Genomic DNA, 22,890 nt, shown 5'->3' with positions numbered 1-22,890 from the left:
CTCACTATTGCGTAATTTTGCAGCATGTATGCTTTAGTCGATTGTAATAATTTTTATGCTTCATGCGAACGTGTTTTCCAGCCGGAATTCAACGGAAAACCTGTTGCGATATTATCCAATAATGATGGCTGTGTGATTTCACGAAGCAATGAAGCTAAAGCAGCTGGGATTCCAATGGGCGCGCCGGCATTCAAGATCAGGGAACTGGTAAAAGAAAAAAATGTCAAATTGTTTTCGTCCAATTATCCTTTGTACGGAGATTTGAGCAACCGGGTGATGAAAATTTTGGAGCAGTTTACCCCAAATGTAGAAATTTATAGCATAGATGAAGCTTTTCTGAATTTTGATGGTTTGAATATTTTGGATTATCAGGATTACGGGATGCAAATGAAATCCCGAATTCAAAAATGGGTTGGACTTCCGGTATGCATTGGCTTTGCCGAAACTAAGGCGTTGTCAAAAGTTGCCAATAAAATTGCAAAAGAATTTCAGGATAGAACCAAAGGCGTTTATGTAATTGATACCGAAGAAAAAAGAATCAAAGCTTTAAAATGGACTAAGATTGAAGACGTTTGGGGCATTGGTTATCGTACAAAAAAGAAAGCAAAACTCAGAAATATACATACGGCACTTGATTTTATTGATCCTGTGCACGAAGCGTGGATTAAGAAAGAAATGGGCGTGGTTGGTCTTCGCCTGAAATATGAACTCGAAGGCAAATCGGTTTTGGATTTAGAGCCTTTGCCGCAACAAAAAAAGAGTATTGCGACTACGAGAAGTTTCCCCAAACAAATTTCTGATTTTGATTTGCTGCGTGAACGGGTGACGACCTTTGCAGCCGTTTGTGCCGAAAAACTGCGCAAACAAAATTCCTGCTGCCATACCATTATTGTAATGCTGGTAATCGATAAACACTCGGTACAATCATCCCAATATTATTTTAATATGGCGGTGACGCTGCCTTATGCAACCAATTCAACTTTGACCATTTCGAATACGGTTATCGAAATATTGAAGAAATTGCACAAGGGCAACGAAGGAATCCGGTTTAAAAAGGCTGGTGTTATAGTAACAGAATTAATTGATGAAGATAAAAAGCAGTTTCAGTTGTTTGAAGAAGAAAATCCAAAACATCTGGCCTTGATGAAAGTGATGGACCAGCTGAATAATAAATTAGGAAACCGGAAAGTAAAACTGGCTTCGCAAAATCTTAAATTGACCTGGGATATGAACCAGAATCATTTATCTCCTAAATATACCACTGATTTTAATACACTTCTGGAAGTAAAATGTCTCTAAAAAAAGAACAAAAACTGACCTTTTTTCAGCCTGATTTCGAAAGTGGCATCAGGATTCCTTATATCAATGAGGGCGTTTCGGCCGGTTTTCCGTCGCCGGCAGCTGATTTTATGGAAACCAGTATCGACCTGAACAAAGAACTAAGCGAAAATCCGCTGGCTACTTTTTATATCAGGGTCAAAGGCAATTCTATGATTGATGCGGGTATTAACGACCAAGATGTATTGGTAGTTGACCGAAGTCTGGAGCCGCAAAACAATAAAATTGCGATTTGTTTTATCGATGGCGAGTTTACCGTAAAACGCATTCAGGTCGAAAAAGATTGTTTGTACCTCATGCCTGAAAATGCAGAATATAAACCCATAAAGGTTACTGAAGAAAACCAGCTTATTATTTGGGGAATGGTTACTTATGTGATTAAAAAGGTGTGAAAATAACATGCATCGTTGAAGTTGGATAAAATTCAAGATATTCTAGAAACTACAGCCACTCCGTTATTAAAGTGGCTTTGTTGTTTTAACCGCGTTACAAACGCTACGATTTATCTTTTAATTTAAGTAGGCACTCGCTATAAGCAAGCGCCAGAGTTGTCGACAAACGAGCGCCAGTGGGTGTGTTCCTTTCCAACGCTGCGCAAATGTCTCCGACTTTGCGCCATTTTAAAAATTTCTTAAGAACCCAATATTTGTAAAAGTCTCCGACTTTAAACGAATAATTAACACAAATTATATTTTGTAAGTGGCTTAGGGTTTAAAACATCGACCACTGGATTATCTGCTTTTTCAATTTTTATATCCCTGAAATTACAGCTTAATACTTTTAAATTTTTTATAAATATATAACGTATTTGTTTTTTATTGGTATACAAGAATTTTAGGTAAAAAGTCGGGAGACTTTTGAGAAGTTAAGGATTATAATAACATTAAAAAATTGCGCAAAGTCGGAGACATTTGCGCAGCTTTTCAGTTGAAGACTTCGGGGAGCAGGGGTATACAAGAATTTTAGGTAAAAAGTCGGGAGACTTTGAGAAGTTAAGGATTATAATAACATTAAAAAAATGCGCAAAGTCAGAGACATTTGCGCAGCTTTTCAGTTTGAAGACTTCGGGGAGCAGGGGTTATAATCACTTCTTCTTATCCTCTAATTTCTTTTCTATAATGGCGATAATTTTATCTGTAGTGGCTTCTTTATCAAAATATTTTAAGAAAGCTTCGTATCCGGGATCTGCATTTTGATAAACTGAATTTGGATCGCGCAAAATGTGGTTTTTTTCTTCTGTGATTTCTATTTCACCCATGCCGGTTAATACCCAGTTTATATTTAAATTAGGATAAACCTGCATAATTTTTTTCAAAATATTCATTCCCAGCGACCTCGAATTGGTTAAAATTGGATGCAATGAAGTGTATAATATATCATTTTCTATACAGAACTGCCTTAGGTTAACTTCTTTGCTTTCAATGTAGTAGCGTAATCTTTCGCCTTCTGTTTGCATTTTTTTTAAATTTTTGTATTAAAAATGATACAATATATTAATAAATGATATATATTTGAAGTAGTTACTTCGTAGTAAATACGTAGTAAAAATACAATAATTATATGATTCAAATAAAACTTATCTATGATTACAGCCGGGCAAAGGAATAAAATGAAGAAAGTCTTTAAAAAAGGATACTCAAAGGAGGTTCAAAAGCTTTTGGAAGAGAAAGCGATACGGAATAAAAAAGGGCTTCCGTTCAGCAATTCATACATTACTCATGTTTTTAATGGCAGAAATACAAACAATGATATTGAAGAAATTATCATTGAATTGTATCAAAAAAGATTACATGAAGAAACTGCGATTACATTGCGCAGAAAAGAGATCTTTAGCAAAAAAGCATAGGAGCAGCTAAATGTAAAATCTAATATATTTTATGCAGAAACAAATTACGCTAATCAAATAAACATCTGTAAGCTTTTAAATAACTGCTAGCAAAATTTAAAAACCAGGCACAAAATCTAAATAGGATTAATTATCAAAGTTATAAACCAAAAAAGCATTCTGTAATTATGGCAATAATAAAAAATGAAATTTTAGAAAATATGGGTTACTTCTCAGATAAACATGGTGCATTAACGAATTTTATTTTCGAAATCTTAGCTGTGAAATACAGTGATAATCTGTATGGATATTTTAGAATAAAAGTAACAAATGATAATTCAAAATTTGTAGTGATTAATAATCTCAGTATTTGTGGTAAATTTTCTGATAATTTTCCGGCAAGATTATTACAAGAAGGTTTTTACTTATGCCATCCCAATCTGAATCATGAAATTCTACTTGAGATATTCAGTTATGAATTTGATTTGTATAAAAGCAAATCGATTGATCACAAACAAGAAAAACAGGAGTTCTGATATGTTTTGCCAAAAAGTCATCATTTATAAACTCAAAAAAAAGTCTGAAAACCAATTTTAGTTTCAGACTTTTAATTAATTGAAAATATATTTTACCAGAACTTAACGTATAATGCTATGATAACTAATAATGTAATTACGATTAAAACAGTCGTTTGCGGTTTTACAGCAAACATTCCTGGTTCAGTTTCAAAAGCTTTAGGGTTAACTTTTGGTCCTGCGAAGCTCATTGCTACCATTACAAGTGTGGTAAAGAAGAATGATAATCCCATACAGATGTGGAATGGAATTTCGTAGATGCCTTTAGCATTTTTGTAAGCAGTGTACAATAAAGTCTCGTTTCCGAACAATGCAGGGGCATATTCGTTAAATAATACTGATAACACGAATCCTAAAATTACCCCTACAATAGCTGCAGCTCCGGTAGTTCTTTTCCAGAACATACCCAAAACGAACATGGCAAATACTCCAGGGCTAATGAATCCTGTATATTTTTGGATGTATGTGAATCCACCAACACCACCAATTCCAAGAACATCATTCCATGTAAATAAAACCGCCAAAAGCATCGCTGCGAAAACAGCATATCTTCCGATATTTACCTGATGTCTGTCGCTTGCATTTTTCTGAATGTATTTTTTGTGAACGTCTAAGGTGTAAATAGTAGAGATACTGTTTACTTTACCAGCCAAAGATGCTACGATAGCAGCAGTTAAAGCCGCAACAGATAATCCTTTAAGACCTGTAGGCAAGAATGTCAGCATGGCTGAGTAAGCTCCGTCTTTTCCACCAACCAATTGTGGAAGATCACCATTTTGGTATAAAACATAAGCAGCAATACCAGGCAACATTACGATAACCGGCATTAATAATTTTAAGAAACCTGCGAACAAAATACCTGTACGTGCAGTCTGCAAATCAGCACCCAAAGCTCTTTGCGTGATGTACTGGTTACAGCCCCAATAGTTAAGGTTGATGATCCAGATACCTGCCAGATAAGACATTAGTCCCGGGAAAGTAAGATATTTGTCGATATCATTTTGAGTAGAAGTGGCTGTTGGCTCAGGAATGATCATTTTGAAATGTTCCGGAGCTTTTTCCATCAATAGGTTGAAACCGGCAAGAGCGTCTTTTCCAAAACCAAAACTTTCTGCTACAACCGTCAAAGCAATATAAGAAGTAACCAAACCTCCAATGATTAAAACCGCTACCTGGATAACGTCTGTATAAGCTACAACTTTCATTCCTCCCAAAGAGATGATCAAAGCAAAAACAGCTAAACCAACCATAATAACGTGCAGATACTCACCACCTGCAAGTCCGTTGATAGCAACCGCTCCTAAATATAAAATAGAAGTAAGGTTTACGAAAACGTATAAAAACAACCAGAACACCGCCATAATCAAGGCAGTAGATTCGTTGTAACGTGTTTTTAAGAATTGTGGCATGGTATAGATCTTATTTTTAAGATATACCGGGATAAACCAAACGGCAACAATAATAAGAGCAATAGCGGCAATCCACTCATAGGCAGCAACTGCAATCCCCAGGAAGAAGCCCTCGCCACTCATTCCGATAAATTGTTCTGCTGAAATGTTTGAAGCAATTAAAGAAGCTCCAATCGCCCACCATGTAAGGGTTCCTTCTGCAAGGAAGTATGCCTTGGCATCGTGTTCGTTTTTTTCGCGTTTGCGATAGATGACGTATCCGTAAATGGACACGACGAGAAAATAGATAATAAATACTGCATAATCTGCAAAAGCAAGGTTCTGGCTCATTTGTTAGTAATATTTTAAATTAATATAAAGTGATTTTTGATAGTTTTAAATTTTGCTTTTTGTTATGAATGTCAAAAATGGTTGATAATGGTTGCGAAACTAAGTAATTTATTCTTTTAATTCGAAAAAAATACGATATGTATTTTAATTCTGCTTTTTTTTTAAAAAATCGAAAATCAAAAGTAAAGTAAAAATAGTTCTTGGCAACATAAATAAATGTATTTTTTACATTTGTAACAAAAAGATACAATTTGTATGTTTTCTTCAGGTTATTTTTGTCTGATTTTTTGTTCCCATTTCCACGCACTTCCGATTGCTTCGTCCAATGATAACTGTGTTTTCCATCCCAGGACATTATTAGCTTTGTCAGTATTAGCATAAGCTTCAGTTACATCACCTTCTCTTCGTTCTACGATTTTATAAGGCAATTTTTGTCCGCTTGCTTTTTCGAAAGCAGTAATTACTTCTAAAACAGAACTTCCTTTTCCGGTTCCTAAGTTGAAAATTTCCAGTTTGTCAGCATTTGTTTTGTTGATTAATCGCTGCATTGCAATTACGTGGGCTTTTGCCAAATCGACAACATGAATATAATCACGAACGCAGGTTCCGTCAGGCGTAGGGTAATCATTTCCATAAACCGATAATTCTTTTCGTAGTCCAACTCCGGTTTGTGTAATAAATGGAACCAGATTTTGTGGAACGCCAAGCGGCAACTCGCCAATTTCGTTTGACGGGTGTGCACCAATCGGGTTAAAATAACGTAACAGAATAGCGTTAAGATTACTCACTTTAGTTACATCAGTAATAATTTCTTCTCCAATTTGTTTGGTATTTCCATAAGGCGACATTGCCGGCTGTATAGAAGTTGACTCTGCAATTGGCATCTTTTCGGCCTGACCGTAAACTGTACAGGAAGAACTGAAAATAAAATTAGCCTCTGGTTTTTGCTGTAATTCCTGTAGAATGTAAACCAGAGAATTTATGTTGTTCTCATAATACAGTAAAGGATTCTGAACGCTTTCCCCCACAGCCTTTGAAGCTGCAAAATGAATTACGCCTGAAACATCAGCATATTTTTTAAAGAAATCCTGAACGGCAGCTTTATCTCTTAAATCAATTTGTTCAAAAAGTGGTCTTTTTCCTGTAATTCTTTCGATACCGTCTAAAACTTCAATGGAAGAATTAGAAAGGTTGTCGATTACGATTACTTCAAAATTTTCGTTTTGTAATTCAACAACGGTGTGTGAGCCGATAAAACCTAACCCACCTGTAACGACTATTTTCATCTTATTTGTTTTTATAATGTATATCTGACAACTCCCTTAAAACGGCAGCACTTTTTTCAGGAGTAATATCCCGTTGTGATTCACCCAGCATTTCGTAACCTACCATGAATTTCTTTACAGTAGCAGAACGCAACAATGGCGGATAAAAATGCATGTGAAACTGCCATTCTTCATGACTTTCCCCGTCTGTTGGAGCCTGATGAATGCCGGAAGAATATGGGAAAGAAGTATTGAAAAGGTTATCGTACTTAGTTGTAAGCTGTTTTAGGATAGTAGCATAAGAGCTCAATTCTTCAGCCGTAAAATCGGTGATTTTGGTAATATGCCTTTTGCTGATAATCATGGTTTCGTATGGCCAGATAGCCCAAAACGGCACTAATGCTGCAAAATGATCATTTTCGATTACAATGCGGTCTTCTTTTATTAATTCAGCTTTAAGGTAATCCTGTAAAAGATTGCGGTTGTTTTTAAGAAAATAATCTTTTAGGTTTTTTTGGGTTTTTTCAACCTGTGTCGGCAAAGAAGACTGAGCCCAGATTTGCCCGTGCGGATGCGGGTTGCTGCATCCCATAACACTACCCTTATTTTCAAAAATCTGAACGTGGTTAATATAGTCGATATTGCCTAAATCTGTATATTCTTTCTGCCAGGTGCGGATAATATTTTCGATGCCTTCAACTTCCATTTCCGGTAAAGTAAGGTCGTGCCTTGGCGAAAAACAAACAACTCTGGAAATTCCCCTTTCCGGTTGCGCCTTAAAAAAAGTTTGTCTGATGTCGTCTTCGTACATGATTTCATCCTGCTTCATAGCGGCAAAATCATTTTCAAAAACAAATGAGCTTTCGTAGTCAGGATTGTTCACACCATTGGCGCGGACATTTCCCGGACATAAATAACAGGTTGGATCGTATTCAGGTAATTTTTCTGTTGAAATAGTTTCATTCTGACCTTGCCATGGTCTTTTTGCACGATGAGGTGAAACCAAAACCCACTCGTTTAGTAATGGGTTGTACCGTCTGTGCGGATCTTCATTAATATCAAAATTTCTCATTCTTAATTTGTATAAAGTGATGTTCCGTTTGAGACCTTCACATCATAAATTTTTAAATCAATTCCAAATGTATCAAAATAAAGGCTGGTAAATGCTTCTTTGACTCTGTTTTCGCTTCCTTTTTTGATTAAGGTTATGGCACAGCCTCCAAAACCGCCGCCCATTAATCGGGAACCTACAACCGCTTCTTCTTTTTTGGCCTGTTCAACAATAAAGTCTAATTCAGGACAACTAACTTCGTATTCTTTTGATAACCCGTCATGGGTATCAAAAAGCAATTGGCCTAAAAGTTCAATATTTCCATTGTCTAAAGCCTCACAAGCCTGAGTAACACGCAAAATTTCTTTTACGACGAAATGAACTCTTTTAAATACAACTTCAGACATTTTATCCTTCAGACTCAAAACCTGCTCTTCAGTACAATCCCTGAACGTTTTGATTTCCGGAAAATGATTTTTGATAATCGAAAGTCCTTCTTCGCACTCCAGTCTTCTGTTGTTGTATTCTGATGTAAAAAGGGAGTGTTTTACATTACTGTCAAATAAAACCAGTGAATAATCTTTGAAATCAGCATTATGATATTCAAATTCTAACGTGTTGCAGTCCAGTTTTATTACTTTGTTTTCAAGTCCGTGAACGCTTGAAAACTGATCCATAATGCCACAATTGATGCCCACCCAGTGTTCTGCTTTTTGTCCTAATAAAGCAATATCCTTTTTTTCAATTTTTAAACCGAAAAGTTCTTTGATTCCGAAAATCATTCCGCATTCTAAAGCGGCTGACGAAGATAATCCTGAACCAACGGGAATATTACTGCTGAAAACACAGTTGAAACCTTCAAAAGAAAAGCCATTATCCTGCAGTTGTTTGATAACGCCACGAATGTAATTGGTCCAGACGACATCGCTTAACTGAATTTCCTGAGTCAGATCGATTTCAAATTCTTCATTCAAATCGATAGCAATAATTTTTGATGTTTTCGAATTGCTCTTTTCAAAGGCAAAACAGATAATTTTGTCAATTGCAGCAGGCAAAACATAACCGTCATTATAATCGACATGTTCGCCGATAATATTGATTCTTCCCGGAGAAAGTACAATTTTTTGAGGGGCTGTTCCGAATGATTTCTCAAAAAAAGCAGTGGTATTCTGTATTAAAATCTCGTTCATTATTTTTTTATTTTATCAGAGTTTTTTTTGTTAATTTTTAATTTATATTTTCAAATTTATAAATGGTCGTCTGTTGATATTCTTCTCCTTTTTTCAAAACTGAATTAGGAAAATGACTGTGATTTGGTGCATCAGGGAAATTTTGAGTTTCAAAACAAATTCCGCTTACCGGAGTGTAATTTACATTTTCTTTTCCTTTCAAAATATCAAAACAGTTTCCGCCCACATAGATATGAACGCTGGGCTGATCGGTATAAACGCTCATCTTTAAATTGTTTTTCGGACTGAATAACTGTGCTGCAATTTCGACATTTGAATTAATAACAAACGAATTGTCAATAGAAGCCGGACAGTTTTTTGCAGTTCTGAAATCGAAGGCATGACCGTCAAGAGCAGTGAATTTTCCTGTTGGAATACTCTCATCGTTTGTTTCGAGCATTTTGTCTGCATCAATAAACATTTCCTGATCCAGTACATTAGCATCATGCCCATTAAGGTTGAAATAACTGTGGTGGGTTAAATTTATAACGGTGTCTTCAGTAGTCGTTGCTTTATATTCGAGTTTTAATTCGTTTTCTTCCGTTAAGGTATAGGTTAGAAAAACGTGTAATTCCCCTGGATAGTTTTCTTCTAAATTTTCACTGATCAGATGAAAAGTTACCGACTGGTTTGTTAAATCCGTAACATCCCATATTTTTTGACCAAAACCAATATTTCCTCCGTGCAAAGCGTTTCCATTATTGTTTCCTGCCAGCTCAAATGTTTTGTCATTTAAAGTAAAACGTCCTTTATTAATACGTCCTGCATAACGCCCGACAGTTGTGCCAAAATAAGGAGCACTTGGTAAGTTATAGGATTCAATATACGAATTGGGATTGTCAAAACCCAAAACTACGTCTGTCAGTTTTCCATCTGTAGCCGGAACTTTTAATGAAGTTACAGTCGCACCATAGTTCGTAAGCTGTACTATCATTCCATTTTTATTGGTCAGTTCAAAGCAATAAATTTCTTCGTTATCAGGGGCTAAACCAAACAATTTGCAATTAGAGTAATCTTGTAAATGCGATATGTGCTTTAAATTCATGTTATTTTTATCAAAAGTGAAAATTCAAAATTATATATATTTTCGTTTTTTGTATACCAGTACCTACCAGTTTTTTGTATATTGCCAAAAAAATCTTTTTGTATGAGTATCATTTCGATTCAAAATAATCTGGGTTTGCCAAAATACAAACAGATAATTCTTTCAGTTGAAAAAGCAATTGATGAAGAAAAGCTAAAAAAAGGGGACAGGCTTCCTTCTGTAAACAAGGTCTGCCTGGCATTTTCCTTATCTCGTGATACTGTGCTCCAAGCCTATGACGAACTTAAAAAAAGGGGAATAATTTATGCTATTCCGGGCAAGGGATATTACGTTAAAAGTATTGAAACCAGTATCAAACAGAAGATTTTTTTGCTTTTTGATGAACTTAATATTTTTAAAGAAGACATCTATAATTCGTTTTTAAAAAGTATTGGAAAAAACGTTCAGGTCGATATTTTTTTCCATCATTTTAATGTTCCGGTCTTCAAAAAATTAATAAATGACAGTAACGGCAATTATACCAAATACATCATTATGCCGACCAATCTGACGGGCATTATTGACACGATAAAAACCCTACCAGTAAACGAAGTGATTATCCTGGACCAGACCAATCCCGACTTAAAAATTTATCCTGCCATTTATCAAAATCACCAAAAAGATATTTTTGAAGGACTTTTAAAAGGAAAATCAAGACTGGGCAAATACAAAAAACTGATTTTAATTTTCCCGGGTTTCCGTGAGCCTTTGGGAATGAAAACCGGATTTGAAAATTTTTGTGCAAAATATAATTTTGACTACGAAATTATCACCCAGTTCACCGATCATGAAATCGCAATTGGAGATTTATATGTGATTCCGAACGATCGTGACCTGGTTGGGGTAATCGAAAATGCACGAAATCACAATCTTAAATTAGGAACTGATTTTGGCATTATTTCGTATAATGAAACTTCCTTGAAAAAAGTTGTTGCAAACGGAATCGCTACCATTTCGACCCATTTTGAAGACATGGGAAAAATATTGGCCGATATGGTTCTCAAAGGAAAAAATGAACAAATAGAAAACAAATCATCGCTGATTATGCGAAATTCGCTTTGAGATTCTGTTGAAATCCGTTGGTGAAATTAGTTTTTGATGATAATTTTTCGTCAGTTCGATCTCGATTTTTCATCGGGATTGTATCGAGAACAGAAAAGTTATCATTAAAAACGGTTCTCGATACATTTTTTGTTTCGTTTCCTGCACAAAAAACACTCGAACTGACGTTTTTAATAATTACACCAACGGGTTAAAATTTTGTTTTTTACTATGATTCCTTTAGTTTTGGAAAAAAAACAATGAAAGTATTTGATGTAGCCATCATAGGAAGCGGTCCGGCCGGAGCTTCTGCAGCCTTTGAATTATCAAAAAGCGGAATTACGACTGTTATCATTGAAAAAGAAATTCTGCCAAGATATAAAACGTGTGGTGGTGGCCTGGTGCACAGAGGAAGGATAAATATTCCTTTTGATGTTTCATCAGTTGTTGAAAAAGAATTCTATGAAGTAGATACTTATTTCTCAAACACAAATATCAAGCTAACAACAAAAAGAGACAAGCCCATCATTAGCATGATTATGCGTGATGCTTTTGATAATCTGATTGTAGAAAAAGCAAAAGAAAACGGTGTTACTCTCTTACAAAACCATAAAGTTACGAATATCACTTTTGGAGAAATGCAGACTATTCATACTTCTGAGGGCGATATACAGGCAAAATTTATTATTGCCGGAGATGGTGCTTTAAGTCCCATAGCTAAAATGGCAGGATGGCAGGAAACCAGAAATGTCATCCCGGCTTTAGAATACGAGATAGAAGTTCCTCAGGCTGATTTTGAAAGATTATCAAAAAACGTTCGTTTTGATGTCGATGCGATTCCGTCCGGTTATGGATGGTGTTTTCCTAAAAAAAATCACTTATCTGTAGGCGTTTGCATTTTAACAAAAGCGAATCAGAAGATTGATCTGAAAAAATATTACGCAGCCTATTTAAAAACGTTGGGAATTACAGAAATTGTAAAAGAAGATGCCCACGGATTTGTAATTCCGGTTTCTCCAAGAACGGATACTTTCGTCAGGAAAAATGTTTTTTTAATTGGCGACTCAGCAGGATTTGCAGACCCCATACTTGCAGAGGGTATTTCGAACTCCATATTAAGCGGAATCTTAGCAGCACAATCCATTATAGAAGAGAAACTGGATCCTGTACGATCTTCAGAACTGTATCATGAAAAATTAGAAAATGGCATTTTACCGGAAATAAAAGCCGGAGTTACTTTGGCCAAAATTTTCTACAGTAAAAAGATATTACGCAATTTTATCGCTAAGAATTATGGTCCAGTTTTAGCGAATGCCATGACAGATATTTTTATGGGAGCCAGAACGTACCCTAAAGATTATAAAAAGGCTATACGTGAAAAAATTAAAGGGGCTAATTTTTTGATTAAATAGTTACAAAATTTAAGAAGGTTCCAATTCTGTTAGTACAGAATGAAACCTTTTTTTTTTGAAATCTAAAAGAACTTCAATTGAAATGCCTTTGTCCGCTACAAAATGCTGTTCTTTAACCAAAACAAAGTCTAAAACATTAGACTTTAGAGGCAATTTACTTCAAATATTTTTAAAGTTAGTTTTAGGTAATTTTCTTCTAATTTGCTTAAATAGCATTATATTTTATGTAAGACTAATAAATCATTAAAAATTTAGTAAAAAAAATAAACAAAATATTTTTTGTTTTTCTGAAATTATTTTACATACATTTGTAAATGTAAATTTTACACTTATTATTTGATTTGTTTCTGCTACCCATTTTCAGAATTATTTCTACTTAAAATCCTGCATTAACAAATCGACAATTCTCCTTTAAAACCACAAAAACAATACTAAAAAAAACTTTAAAAATGAACAACAAAATAGACCAGTCAGCTGCAGATAATATACGTGCTTTAGCAATTTCGATGGTTGAGAAAGCAAATTCAGGCCATCCCGGAGGAGCTATGGGAGGAGCTGATTTTCTTCACATTTTATATACCGAATATTTAAAATACGATCTAACCGATATGCAATGGATTTTCAGGGACCGATTTTTTATGGATGCAGGACATCTTTCGGCTTTGATGTATGCACAGTACCATTTGCTTGGAAATTATGAAAAAACAGATTTAGAAAATTTCAGACAATGGGGTTCTGTTACGCCAGGACATCCCGAAATTGATGTGAAACGCGGTATCGAAAATACTTCAGGACCATTAGGGCAGGGACATGTGATGGGAATTGGGGCAGCAATCGCAGCTAAATTTTTATCAGCCAGATTTGATAATTTATTCGATCATAAAATATATGGTTTTATAACAGACGGAGGGGTTCAGGAAGAAATTTCACAGGGGGCCGGGCGTATTGCAGGTCATTTGGGACTGAATAATTTTATTATGTTCTATGATTCTAATGATGTTCAGCTTTCTTCGATGACTGATGAGGTTACGACAGAAGATACAGCGATGAAATATGAATCATGGGGCTGGAAAGTAACTACAATAGACGGTCATGATCACGAACAAATTCGTAAAGCACTAACAGATGCTAATAACGAAACTGAAAAACCAACCCTGATTATAGGAAGAACTATAATGGGCAAAGGCTGCGTAACAGCTGACGGATCCATGTATGAAGGACAATGCGAACTGCACGGAAAACCGATTGGAGGTACAAAAGCATGCTTTACATCAACATTGCTTAATCTGGGAGCAAATCCTGAAGATGCATTTGCGGTTTATGAAGAAGTTGCAGCACATTACGCAGCAATTTTAAACAAAAAGACACAAGAATCGGCAGACAGAAAGGCAAAAATTGCAGCCTGGGAAAATCAAAATCCTGCATTGGCAAAAAAAATTGAGCAGTTTTTCTCAGGAGATTTGCCAAATCTGGATTTTGGAAGTATTGCACAAAAAGCAAATGCCGCAACGCGTGATGCTTCTGCAGCAGTTTTAGGTTATTTGGCCGAGAATGTTGAGAATATGATTGTGTCTTCTGCAGATTTATCGAATAGTGACAAGACAGACGGATTCCTTAAAAAATCATCAGTTCTGAAAAAAAATAATTTTAACGGCGGATTTTTACAGGCAGGAGTAGCAGAATTAACAATGGCTGCAATTGCGAACGGAATCGCACTTCACGGAGGAGTAATCCCGGTTGTGGCGACGTTTTTCGTTTTTTCAGATTATATGAAACCGGCTATTCGTCTTGCTGCGATTCAGGAATTACCTGTAAAATATGTGTGGACGCACGATTCTTTCCGCGTAGGAGAAGACGGACCAACCCACCAGCCAATCGAGCAGGAAGCTCAAATTCGATTATTGGAAAAAATTAAAAACCATTCAGGAGAGCAGAGTTTACTGGCTTTACGTCCTGCAGATGCTGTTGAAACTTCTGTAGCCTGGCAAATGGCACTGGAGAACAAGAAAACACCAACCGGTTTGATTCTTTCCAGACAGGAAATTAAGGATCTTCCAACTAATGGAAACTCTAGGTTTGAAGAAGCGTCTGGAGCAAAAAAAGGAGGTTATTTGGTAAAATCGGTTCAAAATCCGGATACCACTTTAATTGCCAACGGATCAGAAGTGTCAACATTAATTGACGCTGCGAACGAACTTGAAAGTACACTGAAAATAAAAATAAATGTAGCATCGATAATTTCTGAAGGGCTCTTCAGATCACAGCCAAAAGAATATCAGGAAAGCGTAATTCCGAATAATGGACTGGTCTTCGGACTTACAGCAGGACTTCCGGTTAATCTGGAAAATCTGGTTGGAAGTAACGGAAAAGTATTTGGTCTGGATCATTTTGGATACTCAGCTCCGGCTTCGGTTCTGGATCAGAAATTCGGATTTACGAGTAAAAATGCAGCCGAGGAAATCAGTAACTATTTAAAAGAAAACAATTTTTAATTCATTAAAATAAAAAGAAGACATGAAATTTTTTATCGATACAGCCAACTTAAAAGATATTAAAGAAGCCAATGATTTGGGGGTTTTGGATGGTGTTACTACGAATCCGTCATTGATGGCGAAAGAAGGAATCACCGGAGCACAGAATATTCTTGACCATTATATAAAAATCTGCGAACTGGTTGACGGCGATGTAAGTGCCGAAGTAATTTCAACAGATTTTGAAGGCATGATTGCCGAGGGAGAAAAGCTGGCAGCCCTTCATCCGCAAATTGTGGTGAAAATTCCAATGATAAAAGACGGAGTTAAAGCCATTAAATATTTTTCGAATAAAGGAATCAGAACCAATTGTACTTTGGTGTTTTCATCAGGGCAGGCATTACTGGCAGCTAAGGCCGGGGCGACTTATGTTTCTCCGTTCATCGGAAGACTGGATGATGTTTCAACAGACGGTATGAATCTGATTGAAGAAATCAGACTGATTTATGATAATTTCGGTTTTGAAACCCAGATATTGGCAGCTTCTGTTCGAAATGTAATGCACATTATCAACTGTGCAAAAATTGGGTCAGATGTGATTACAGGTCCGTTGAGCGCAATCGAAGGATTGTTGAAACACCCATTGACAGATATTGGCTTAGCTACGTTTTTGGCAGATTATCAAAAAGGCAATAGCTAAAAATAAAGAGAATTAGTTTAGTTTTTTAATAGTAGTTTTATTTAATGCAAAACCCTGAAAATTTGTGGCTTTCAGGGTTTTCTTTTTTATTTAATCTCTTGTTTTTCTATAAATTCAGTACAAAATCGTTAAGTAATTTTTCTTCATATTTTTCTTTGTTGAACGTATATAAGTAGGATCCTTTTCTGGAAGACTGCATATCTTTTTCATCCAGTTTGTTTAAAATTTCCAAAGAATTTATTTTACTGATAAAGTTACGTTTGTCCAGCTCCTTACTTAAAATCGCTTCATATAATTCTAATAACTGACGCATGGTGAATTTTTCAGGAAGTAATTCAAATCCAATTGGTTTTATCGAAGTTCTGTAACGCAATCTTCTGATAGCATGCTGAACCATTTCGTTGTGGTCAAAAATAAGATTTGGTGCATCTGCTATACTAAACCATTCTGCATGATAGTTTTTAATCAGTTCTTCATTATGGTTTTCAATGTTAATCAGCGCATAATAGGATACAGAAATAGTTCTGTCAACGGGGTCACGGTCTATTTCACTGTAAGCATGCAGCTGTTCCATATAGATGTCGTGTAACCCGGTGTAGGTGCTCAGAATACGAATAGCAGCATCGTCTAATATTTCATCACGTTTTAAAAAGCCACCAATCAATGACCACTTGCCTCTCTCAGGTTCAAAGTCCCTTTTGATTAAAAGTATTTTTAGTCCCTGATGGTCAAATCCAAAAATGATACAATCTACTGCCAATAATACCTTATCCGCAGAGCTATAACTGTTTAGCATATTTTATATTTTATTGGTAAATATATAAACTTCCTGATAGGTTTCATAATTTATTAATGTTGATTTTACACTTGCTAAGTTAATTAGAAAAATTTTTTCAGATTTCTATATTTTTTATTCTCATTAAAAAAGGAATAAAGTAAGATCATATGTTTTTATACTAAAAGCACTTTTTTATTCCTTACAAAATAGTATTTAAGTAAAAATTAACTTTTTTAATTACGTTTTTTAGTACAAAAACACAAACATCCTACTTTATTTACAATTAAATATAATATTAATAACTTTTTTTTAACAATTGAATTTTTGATTAAAAAGCTTCATTTTGACAAAAAGTGTAGTTTTTACACAAATAAAGTCATTAAATCCCTTCTTTTTTGACAAAAAGTCAATTTTTTAAATGTTGATTTAACACTTAAATTATGATATGTATTTTTTTTATTCACTTTTTTTATGTTATTAATTTGTTTTTGCAGTTTTTTTTTATTTATATTTACAAATGTAAAATTAACACTTATAATAATATACTAACTAACTTAAAAAAACCAGTATGATAACAAACCAAAAATTATTTCTTTATTGGAATTTCGTGTTACCAAAAAAAGAATGGCTTATAGCATTATTTATGCTAGTGTTTTCTGTTAATCTTATGTCGGCTCAGGGCAAGGAGATTAGCGGAATTGTTACTTCGACACAGGACAAATTGCCTTTGCCGGGAGTAAATGTTACGATAAAAGGAACCAAAACCGGAACCACAACCGGATTTGACGGACAGTATTCGATTAAAGCATCACCAAACGATGTATTAGTTTTTTCATTTATAGGATATCAAAACCAACAAGTGACGGTTGGAAATCAATCAAAAGTAGATGTAGCCTTAGGGGAAGACAGCAATAAACTGAATGAAGTAGTAGTAATTGGATATGGTACACAAAAGAAAGCAGACCTATCAGGGTCAGTGGGAGTAGTAAGCCTGAAAGAAGCTAAAACTATAGTCACTTATGATCCGGCAAAAATGCTTCAGGGGCAGATAGCTGGTGTAACTGTACAATCATCAGGTGAACCGGGAGGTTTTGTAAATATTAAAATTAGAGGTATTACTTCATTTGCAAATACTAACCCACTTTTTATCATTGACGGGATGATTGTAGAAAATCCTTATGATTTTGCTCCGGGCGATATTGAATCAATGCAGGTATTAAAAGATGGAGCTGCCGCAGCTATTTATGGTGTGCGCGGAGCTAACGGAGTAGTAATTATTACGACAAAAAAAGGAAAACAAGGAAAAATGAGTGTTGGGATTAGATCTCTAACAGGATTCCAAACTGTACCAAAAAAATGGTCAGTAACAGACAGAGTTGGATATCAGACTATAACTAACGAAGCTGAAAGAAATGCGGGATTAACAATTGCTCCGGGAAATGACCCAACTAATCCTCAATATATTAACAATGTAAATACAAATTGGCAAGATGAGGCTTTTGACACAGGTATTGTACAAAATCAGTCATTAACACTTAGTGGAGGGTCTGAAGGTTTAAACTATAATGTGAACTTAGATTATTTTAAAAATGACAGTTATGTTGAATCACCGCAAGATTATGAAAGATATACTATGAATCTGAATTTATCAGGAAAAAAAGGAAGATTCAGTTATGGTACCAAAATAGCATATACACAGTCTGGTAAAGAAAAATTTAACAGTTATGTTGGAGAATCAGCTATTTCCAGTTTATTGACAGCTATCCCGACAATGCCTGTTTATGATGAAAACAGATTAGGAGGATATGGCGGAACAGACAATGCAACACAGAGAGCTATTTCTATAAACGTAATTGGTTTCAACAACTTATTACAAAATAGAGACAGAAGAAACCGTTTTATTGGGGATATTTGGGGTCAACTTGAAATCGTTAAAGGATTAAAATACAAACTTGACGCAAGTTATGATAGAACAGATACTCAAAACAGATTGTTCATACCGCCAAGTGATTTAGGATGGTATTACATCACTACAAATGACGAAGCTTCTTTAGATATAGCAAATGCTAATCAGACAAATACTTTCCTTAATAATATTTTGACCTATAAGAAAACGCTTGGTTTGCATCAATTTGATGTTTTGGCAGGATGGATTCAGGAAGCAAAAGACTATTACAATCATTGGTCAAGAGGGAAAGGTTATACTCCTGGAGAAATTAGTCAGGTAAACTATGCTGATGATATTAGCGCTGGAGAATATAAAAATACACTTACAGGTATATCTTATATCAGTAGAATAAATTATTCATTTGATGACCGTTATTTATTTCAGGCAAATTTCAGACAAGATAAATCATCACTTTTTGGACAGAAATATAACAAAGTTAATTCTTACTCTTTCTCCGGAGCCTGGAAAATCAGCAATGAAAAATTCATTCACTTGCCACAATGGGTAAGTAATATCAAATTAAGAGGAAGCTGGGGTACTCTAGGAAATAATTCAATTCCTGCTTATTCTTTTGCTACAACGGTAAATCGTTTTGCCAGTTATAATTTTAATAATGAGTTAGCTAACGGAACAACGGTGGTAAGTTCCTTAGATCCGAATTTACGTTGGGAGACATCTATAAGCAGTGATATTGCACTTGAGTTAGGTTTCTTTAACAATGATTTACAGTTTACAGCAGAATACTTTAATAAAAAATCTGATGATCTTCTGATTCGAGTACCATTACCTTATTCTACAGGTTCTTTTCCAGCGGATGTTTTGACTAATGCTGCTTCTATGAAAAACAGCGGTTTAGAATTCACTATTGCTTATAACAATTCAAAGCATCAATTCAAGTACAATATTTCTGCAAACGTAGGAACTTTAAATAATGAAGTGACAAAAATTGGAGTTTCAGGAAATCCATTATATGGAACTTTTGCTAAAACGGAAATAGGAAGATCTGTAGGTGAAATTTATGCATATCAAACTGATGGAATTTTTCAAAATGCTGGAGAATTAGCAGCTGGGCCTACACAAACTAATGCTGGTGTTGGAGATATACGTTTCAAGGATGTTAACGGTGACGGAGCAATTACGGATCAGGACAGAGTTTATCAGGGATCAGCAATTCCAAAATATACTTTTGGTGCAAATTTTGGAGCTTCATATAAAAACTTTGATTTCACAATGGTTTGGCAAGGCTCAGGAGGTAATAAAGTTTTCAATGCAATGTACCGTGACTTGATGATAGGTCAATATGTAAACCACAGTACAGATGCCCTTAATTACTGGACTCCAACAAATACTAATACGAATGTTCCGCGTCCAATCATTGGAGATCCAAATGCCAATGCAAGAGAATCTAATCGTTTTATCCAAAATGGGGATTATGTAAGATTACAAACTATGGAAATTGGATACTCAATCCCAGTGCCTGCTGACTTTTTTATTGAAAAAGCTAAAGTATTTATAAATGGTCAAAATCTTTTCACTATAACAGATTACAAAGGATATGACCCTGATTTCAATAGTAATGACGGACTGCTTTCAAGAGGGTATGATGCAGGTTCTTTCCCAAATCCAAGAACTATTTCTTTAGGGTTTGAAGTGAAATTTTAAATTAGTCAACCAATTAAAAACGAATCAAAATGAAATACAATATATTTAATTATGCAGCGGGTTTTTTAGCACTTGCATTAATAACCACCAGCTGTGTCAATGATGAAGATCTTATACAATTAGATCCAAATAATGACTCTGTTGATAAATTCTGGACAACAGATGTAGATGCAGTAGAAGGACTTAATGCGGCCTATTCAAGTTTATTAAATGATGGAAGTTACATGAGAAGTACTCCTTTATTATTAGACACAAAAAGCGACGATTCAAGAAGTAATAGCCCTTGGCCGGCGATGTATAATGTTGGCCGGTTTAACTCAAATGTATCAAATGCTGAAATTTATGGCTGGGCATTTGAAACTTACTATCAGGGTATAAATAGGGCAAATCAGGTTTTAGCGGGTGTGCCAAAAATTGATTTCGCCGATGCTGCTTTAAAAAACAGAGTTCTTGGTCAGGCTTATTTTTTAAGAGGCTTGTATTTATTTCATGCAGTTAACATGTTTAAAAATGTGCCAATACCAACTGAACTGGCAGTTTACTATCCACAAAAAACACAAGAAGAAGGATGGGCTCAGGTAATCTCTGATTTCAAAGCCGCTGCAGAATTGCTGCCAGTTACGTACGAGGGAGTAAATGGAATTGACACAAAGGATTCTAATGGAAATACCATAAAAGGACGTGCAACCAAAGGAGCTGCACTAGGATACTTAGGAAAAGCGTATTTGTTTACTAAAGATTTTCCAAATGCAAGAACAACTTTTAAACAAGTAATCGATTTAGGTGTTTATTCATTAACGGCAAATTATCGGGATAACTTTACAGATTCCAATGAAAACAATTCAGAATCTTTATTCGAAGTCCAATTTAGCAGAGCAGCAGGTGGTGTTGAAAATAGCTGGGGTGGAATACCAGCTTCAAACTGGGGAAAAACATCAGCAAGAGCTATCACATATGCACCAAGAGCTTTTGGATGGACAGACGTACAGCCAACATGGGCTTTATTTAATGAATTTCATGATGAAAAAACAAAAACAGGCGGTGATGACCCACGTTTAGATGCTACTATATTCTACAACAAACCAGGAGGGATGAAACTTTACGGGGTAGATTTCGCAACTAAATATGCAGCTAATGCAGGTGATCTAAATGATTTATTTTGTGCAAAATATCAAAATTCAGATGGTGGATTTGCTGATGAATACGATTGGCGTTCAGGAATTAACGAGCGTCTAATGCGTTATGCTGATATTTTGTTAATGTATGCAGAATGTTTAAACGAAACAGGTGATACTCCGGGGGCTTACACTTATATTCAAATGGTAAGAGACAGGGTGAATTTGCCAAATTTAGCAACTACAAAACCAAACATGTCACAAACCCAAATGAGAGAACAAATTGGTCATGAAAGATTTTTAGAATTTGCTCTTGAAGGCCACCGTTTTGATGATATCCGCCGTTGGGGATGGCTGCAGGATGAGGCTAAATTAGCCTGGTTAAAGTCAAGAGATGTAGAGTTTAATTCGTACGTACCAGGAAGAGAGTTTTTCCCAATTCCTCAATTAGAAAAAGATAATAATCCGGGAGGAATACAACAAAATGACAGTTATTAATATTTATTGAATTAGTTAGATTGCATAATATCATATGGCGGCTTTAAACTGCTATGTGATATTATGTTTTAAACATTGAATACCAGAGAAGTTAAAATTTTACAATAACCAAAATTATTATACAATGAAAGCAATTGCAGGTTGGGTTTTATTAGCAATATTATTAGTAGGTTGTCAAAATGAAGATATTGTTTCTCAAAGCGAAGAAACAAATGCTGTAACTCAGGATTCTCAAATTAAAAATTTAACCGCAAAAACAGTTGCCGGAAATGTTCCTTCACATGATCCGGGCACAATTGTAAAAAGCGGTGTTAACTATTATGTTTTTACTACCGGTGATAATATTCCAATGACATATTCCAGAGATTTAGTCAACTGGACATGGGGTACTTCTGTATTTACATCAACTCCGGGCTGGATAACAAGTTATGTTCCGGGTTTTACCAAAACATTTTGGGCTCCGGATGTTGCGTGGTTCAATAACAGATGGAATATGTATTATTCCTGTTCTACTTTTGGTTCTGCAAGATCGGCTATTGGATTAGTTACGGCTCCTTCAATTTCACAAAGTGCCGGAACGAAATGGACGGACAGAGGTGTTGTTGTCTCTTCTAATTCAGCTTCAGATGTAAATGCAATTGATGCTTCTATTTTAGTCGATGGAAGTAATGTTTACATGGCTTATGGTTCCTGGCATGCCGGAATTGGAGTAGTTCAGATTAATCCTTCCACAGGAAAACCAACCGGAACAAGGACAGTGGTAGCCGGAGGAAACGGCGCATCATGGGAAGCACCTTGCTTAATCAAAGAAGGCAGTTATTACTATATGTTTGTAAACCGCGGAACGTGCTGCAACGGTGTAAACAGTACTTATTATATTGTAGTAGGACGTTCAACAAGTCCATTTGGGCCTTTTACGGATAAAAACGGGTTATCGTTAAAAAGTGGTGGCGGAACTACAGTTTTAGCTTCTCAGGGAAATTACATCGGACCGGGTCATCTATCCAGAATTACAGGAACACAAAAAGGAGCTGTTCATTATTACAATAAAGCAGACAATGGAAATCCGAAAATGGAAATTGTTTATTTTACATGGTCAGGAGGCTGGCCAACGCTTTCTTATTAAAAAATTAATAAAGAGAAAAATTGATTAATTTTC

18 protein-coding genes are annotated in these 22,890 nt (G+C 35.4%); 11 read left to right on the top strand and 7 right to left on the bottom strand.

Annotated elements, in window-relative coordinates:
- The first annotated feature begins 24 nt into the window (after positions 1 to 24).
- Positions 25 to 1,299 (top strand): Y-family DNA polymerase, encoded by a 1,275-nt coding sequence (locus GXM17_RS06930; RefSeq protein ID WP_163398567.1) that lies wholly within the window; start codon positions 25 to 27, stop codon positions 1,297 to 1,299.
- Positions 1,290 to 1,730 (top strand): LexA family protein, encoded by a 441-nt coding sequence (locus GXM17_RS06925; protein ID WP_163398566.1) that lies wholly within the window; start codon positions 1,290 to 1,292, stop codon positions 1,728 to 1,730. Before GXM17_RS06930 ends, GXM17_RS06925 begins: the two co-directional genes overlap by 10 nt.
- Positions 1,731 to 2,422: 692 nt before the next feature.
- On the opposite strand, the gene GXM17_RS06920 is transcribed toward GXM17_RS06925, so the two are convergent.
- A complete protein-coding gene (locus tag GXM17_RS06920; protein ID WP_163398565.1) occupies positions 2,423 to 2,794 on the bottom strand; it encodes a hypothetical protein in 372 nt (123 codons plus the stop codon).
- A 153-nt stretch (positions 2,795 to 2,947) separates the two neighbouring features.
- On the opposite strand from GXM17_RS06920, the gene GXM17_RS06915 reads away from it, so the two are divergent.
- Both GXM17_RS06915 and GXM17_RS06910 read left to right on the top strand, forming a co-directional pair.
- Entirely contained in the window at positions 2,948 to 3,184 is a 237-nt protein-coding gene (locus GXM17_RS06915; protein WP_163398564.1) for a hypothetical protein, read from the top strand.
- 167 nt (positions 3,185 to 3,351) lie between these two features.
- Positions 3,352 to 3,699: a hypothetical protein gene (locus GXM17_RS06910; protein ID WP_163398563.1), complete on the top strand. Its 348-nt coding sequence runs from the start codon at positions 3,352 to 3,354 to the stop codon at positions 3,697 to 3,699.
- A 92-nt stretch (positions 3,700 to 3,791) separates the two neighbouring features.
- On the opposite strand, the gene GXM17_RS06905 is transcribed toward GXM17_RS06910, so the two are convergent.
- The 5 genes from GXM17_RS06905 to GXM17_RS06885 all read right to left on the bottom strand — a co-directional run bounded on the left by GXM17_RS06905 (position 3,792) and on the right by GXM17_RS06885 (position 10,067).
- On the bottom strand, positions 3,792 to 5,477 hold the full coding sequence (locus tag GXM17_RS06905) for a sodium/sugar symporter (protein ID WP_163398562.1): 1,686 nt from the start codon (positions 5,475 to 5,477) through the stop codon (positions 3,792 to 3,794).
- A 269-nt stretch (positions 5,478 to 5,746) separates the two neighbouring features.
- Complete coding sequence (galE, locus tag GXM17_RS06900; protein WP_163398561.1) at positions 5,747 to 6,763, bottom strand: UDP-glucose 4-epimerase GalE; 1,017 nt, start codon at positions 6,761 to 6,763, stop codon at positions 5,747 to 5,749.
- Position 6,764: 1 nt separating this feature from the next.
- Positions 6,765 to 7,814, bottom strand: a complete 1,050-nt coding sequence (locus tag GXM17_RS06895) for a UDP-glucose--hexose-1-phosphate uridylyltransferase (RefSeq protein ID WP_163398560.1) — start codon at positions 7,812 to 7,814, stop codon at positions 6,765 to 6,767.
- Between the two features lie 2 nt (positions 7,815 to 7,816).
- A complete protein-coding gene (gene galK / locus GXM17_RS06890) occupies positions 7,817 to 8,983 on the bottom strand; it encodes a galactokinase (protein WP_163398559.1) in 1,167 nt (388 codons plus the stop codon).
- A gap of 37 nt (positions 8,984 to 9,020) precedes the next feature.
- On the bottom strand, positions 9,021 to 10,067 hold the full coding sequence (locus tag GXM17_RS06885; RefSeq protein ID WP_163398558.1) for an aldose epimerase family protein: 1,047 nt from the start codon (positions 10,065 to 10,067) through the stop codon (positions 9,021 to 9,023).
- A 102-nt stretch (positions 10,068 to 10,169) separates the two neighbouring features.
- Between GXM17_RS06885 and GXM17_RS06880 the strand changes: the two genes are divergently transcribed.
- The 4 genes from GXM17_RS06880 to fsa all read left to right on the top strand — a co-directional run bounded on the left by GXM17_RS06880 (position 10,170) and on the right by fsa (position 15,730).
- The gene (locus GXM17_RS06880; protein ID WP_163398557.1) at positions 10,170 to 11,168 is read left to right on the top strand and encodes a GntR family transcriptional regulator; all 999 of its coding nucleotides are present in this window, start codon (positions 10,170 to 10,172) and stop codon (positions 11,166 to 11,168) included.
- Positions 11,169 to 11,407: 239 nt separating this feature from the next.
- The gene (locus GXM17_RS06875; protein ID WP_163398556.1) at positions 11,408 to 12,559 is read left to right on the top strand and encodes a geranylgeranyl reductase family protein; all 1,152 of its coding nucleotides are present in this window, start codon (positions 11,408 to 11,410) and stop codon (positions 12,557 to 12,559) included.
- A gap of 449 nt (positions 12,560 to 13,008) precedes the next feature.
- A complete protein-coding gene (locus GXM17_RS06870; RefSeq protein WP_163398555.1) occupies positions 13,009 to 15,051 on the top strand; it encodes a transketolase family protein in 2,043 nt (680 codons plus the stop codon).
- Between the two features lie 22 nt (positions 15,052 to 15,073).
- Positions 15,074 to 15,730, top strand: a complete 657-nt coding sequence (gene fsa / locus GXM17_RS06865) for a fructose-6-phosphate aldolase (RefSeq protein WP_031453962.1) — start codon at positions 15,074 to 15,076, stop codon at positions 15,728 to 15,730.
- A 106-nt stretch (positions 15,731 to 15,836) separates the two neighbouring features.
- Here fsa and GXM17_RS06860 read toward each other — a convergent pair whose 3' ends face one another.
- A complete protein-coding gene (locus tag GXM17_RS06860) occupies positions 15,837 to 16,526 on the bottom strand; it encodes an NUDIX hydrolase (protein ID WP_163398554.1) in 690 nt (229 codons plus the stop codon).
- 550 nt (positions 16,527 to 17,076) lie between these two features.
- Here GXM17_RS06860 and GXM17_RS06855 point away from each other — a divergent pair.
- The 3 genes from GXM17_RS06855 (at position 17,077) to GXM17_RS06845 (ending at position 22,857) form a co-directional block, all read left to right on the top strand.
- Complete coding sequence (locus GXM17_RS06855; RefSeq protein WP_163398553.1) at positions 17,077 to 20,118, top strand: SusC/RagA family TonB-linked outer membrane protein; 3,042 nt, start codon at positions 17,077 to 17,079, stop codon at positions 20,116 to 20,118.
- A gap of 29 nt (positions 20,119 to 20,147) precedes the next feature.
- The gene (locus tag GXM17_RS06850; protein ID WP_163398552.1) at positions 20,148 to 21,731 is read left to right on the top strand and encodes a RagB/SusD family nutrient uptake outer membrane protein; all 1,584 of its coding nucleotides are present in this window, start codon (positions 20,148 to 20,150) and stop codon (positions 21,729 to 21,731) included.
- Positions 21,732 to 21,855: 124 nt separating this feature from the next.
- On the top strand, positions 21,856 to 22,857 hold the full coding sequence (locus tag GXM17_RS06845; RefSeq protein WP_163398551.1) for an arabinan endo-1,5-alpha-L-arabinosidase: 1,002 nt from the start codon (positions 21,856 to 21,858) through the stop codon (positions 22,855 to 22,857).
- The last annotated feature ends 33 nt before the right edge of the window (positions 22,858 to 22,890 follow it).

The organism is Flavobacterium fluviatile, from assembly GCF_010645065.1.
Classification (GTDB): domain Bacteria; phylum Bacteroidota; class Bacteroidia; order Flavobacteriales; family Flavobacteriaceae; genus Flavobacterium; species Flavobacterium fluviatile.
The sequence above is the reverse complement of the archived record's forward strand: the minus strand, read 5'-3'. Positions and strand labels throughout refer to the sequence as shown.

Coding starts and splice junctions, on each gene's coding strand:
- GXM17_RS06930 (WP_163398567.1), top strand. CDS start 25: ATGTATGCTTTAGTCGATTGTAATAATTTTTATGCTTCATGCGAACGT.
- GXM17_RS06925 (WP_163398566.1), top strand. CDS start 1,290: ATGTCTCTAAAAAAAGAACAAAAACTGACCTTTTTTCAGCCTGATTTC.
- GXM17_RS06920 (WP_163398565.1), bottom strand. CDS start 2,794: ATGCAAACAGAAGGCGAAAGATTACGCTACTACATTGAAAGCAAAGAA.
- GXM17_RS06915 (WP_163398564.1), top strand. CDS start 2,948: ATGAAGAAAGTCTTTAAAAAAGGATACTCAAAGGAGGTTCAAAAGCTT.
- GXM17_RS06910 (WP_163398563.1), top strand. CDS start 3,352: ATGGCAATAATAAAAAATGAAATTTTAGAAAATATGGGTTACTTCTCA.
- GXM17_RS06905 (WP_163398562.1), bottom strand. CDS start 5,477: ATGAGCCAGAACCTTGCTTTTGCAGATTATGCAGTATTTATTATCTAT.
- galE (WP_163398561.1), bottom strand. CDS start 6,763: ATGAAAATAGTCGTTACAGGTGGGTTAGGTTTTATCGGCTCACACACC.
- GXM17_RS06895 (WP_163398560.1), bottom strand. CDS start 7,814: ATGAGAAATTTTGATATTAATGAAGATCCGCACAGACGGTACAACCCA.
- galK (WP_163398559.1), bottom strand. CDS start 8,983: ATGAACGAGATTTTAATACAGAATACCACTGCTTTTTTTGAGAAATCA.
- GXM17_RS06885 (WP_163398558.1), bottom strand. CDS start 10,067: ATGAATTTAAAGCACATATCGCATTTACAAGATTACTCTAATTGCAAA.
- GXM17_RS06880 (WP_163398557.1), top strand. CDS start 10,170: ATGAGTATCATTTCGATTCAAAATAATCTGGGTTTGCCAAAATACAAA.
- GXM17_RS06875 (WP_163398556.1), top strand. CDS start 11,408: ATGAAAGTATTTGATGTAGCCATCATAGGAAGCGGTCCGGCCGGAGCT.
- GXM17_RS06870 (WP_163398555.1), top strand. CDS start 13,009: ATGAACAACAAAATAGACCAGTCAGCTGCAGATAATATACGTGCTTTA.
- fsa (WP_031453962.1), top strand. CDS start 15,074: ATGAAATTTTTTATCGATACAGCCAACTTAAAAGATATTAAAGAAGCC.
- GXM17_RS06860 (WP_163398554.1), bottom strand. CDS start 16,526: ATGCTAAACAGTTATAGCTCTGCGGATAAGGTATTATTGGCAGTAGAT.
- GXM17_RS06855 (WP_163398553.1), top strand. CDS start 17,077: ATGATAACAAACCAAAAATTATTTCTTTATTGGAATTTCGTGTTACCA.
- GXM17_RS06850 (WP_163398552.1), top strand. CDS start 20,148: ATGAAATACAATATATTTAATTATGCAGCGGGTTTTTTAGCACTTGCA.
- GXM17_RS06845 (WP_163398551.1), top strand. CDS start 21,856: ATGAAAGCAATTGCAGGTTGGGTTTTATTAGCAATATTATTAGTAGGT.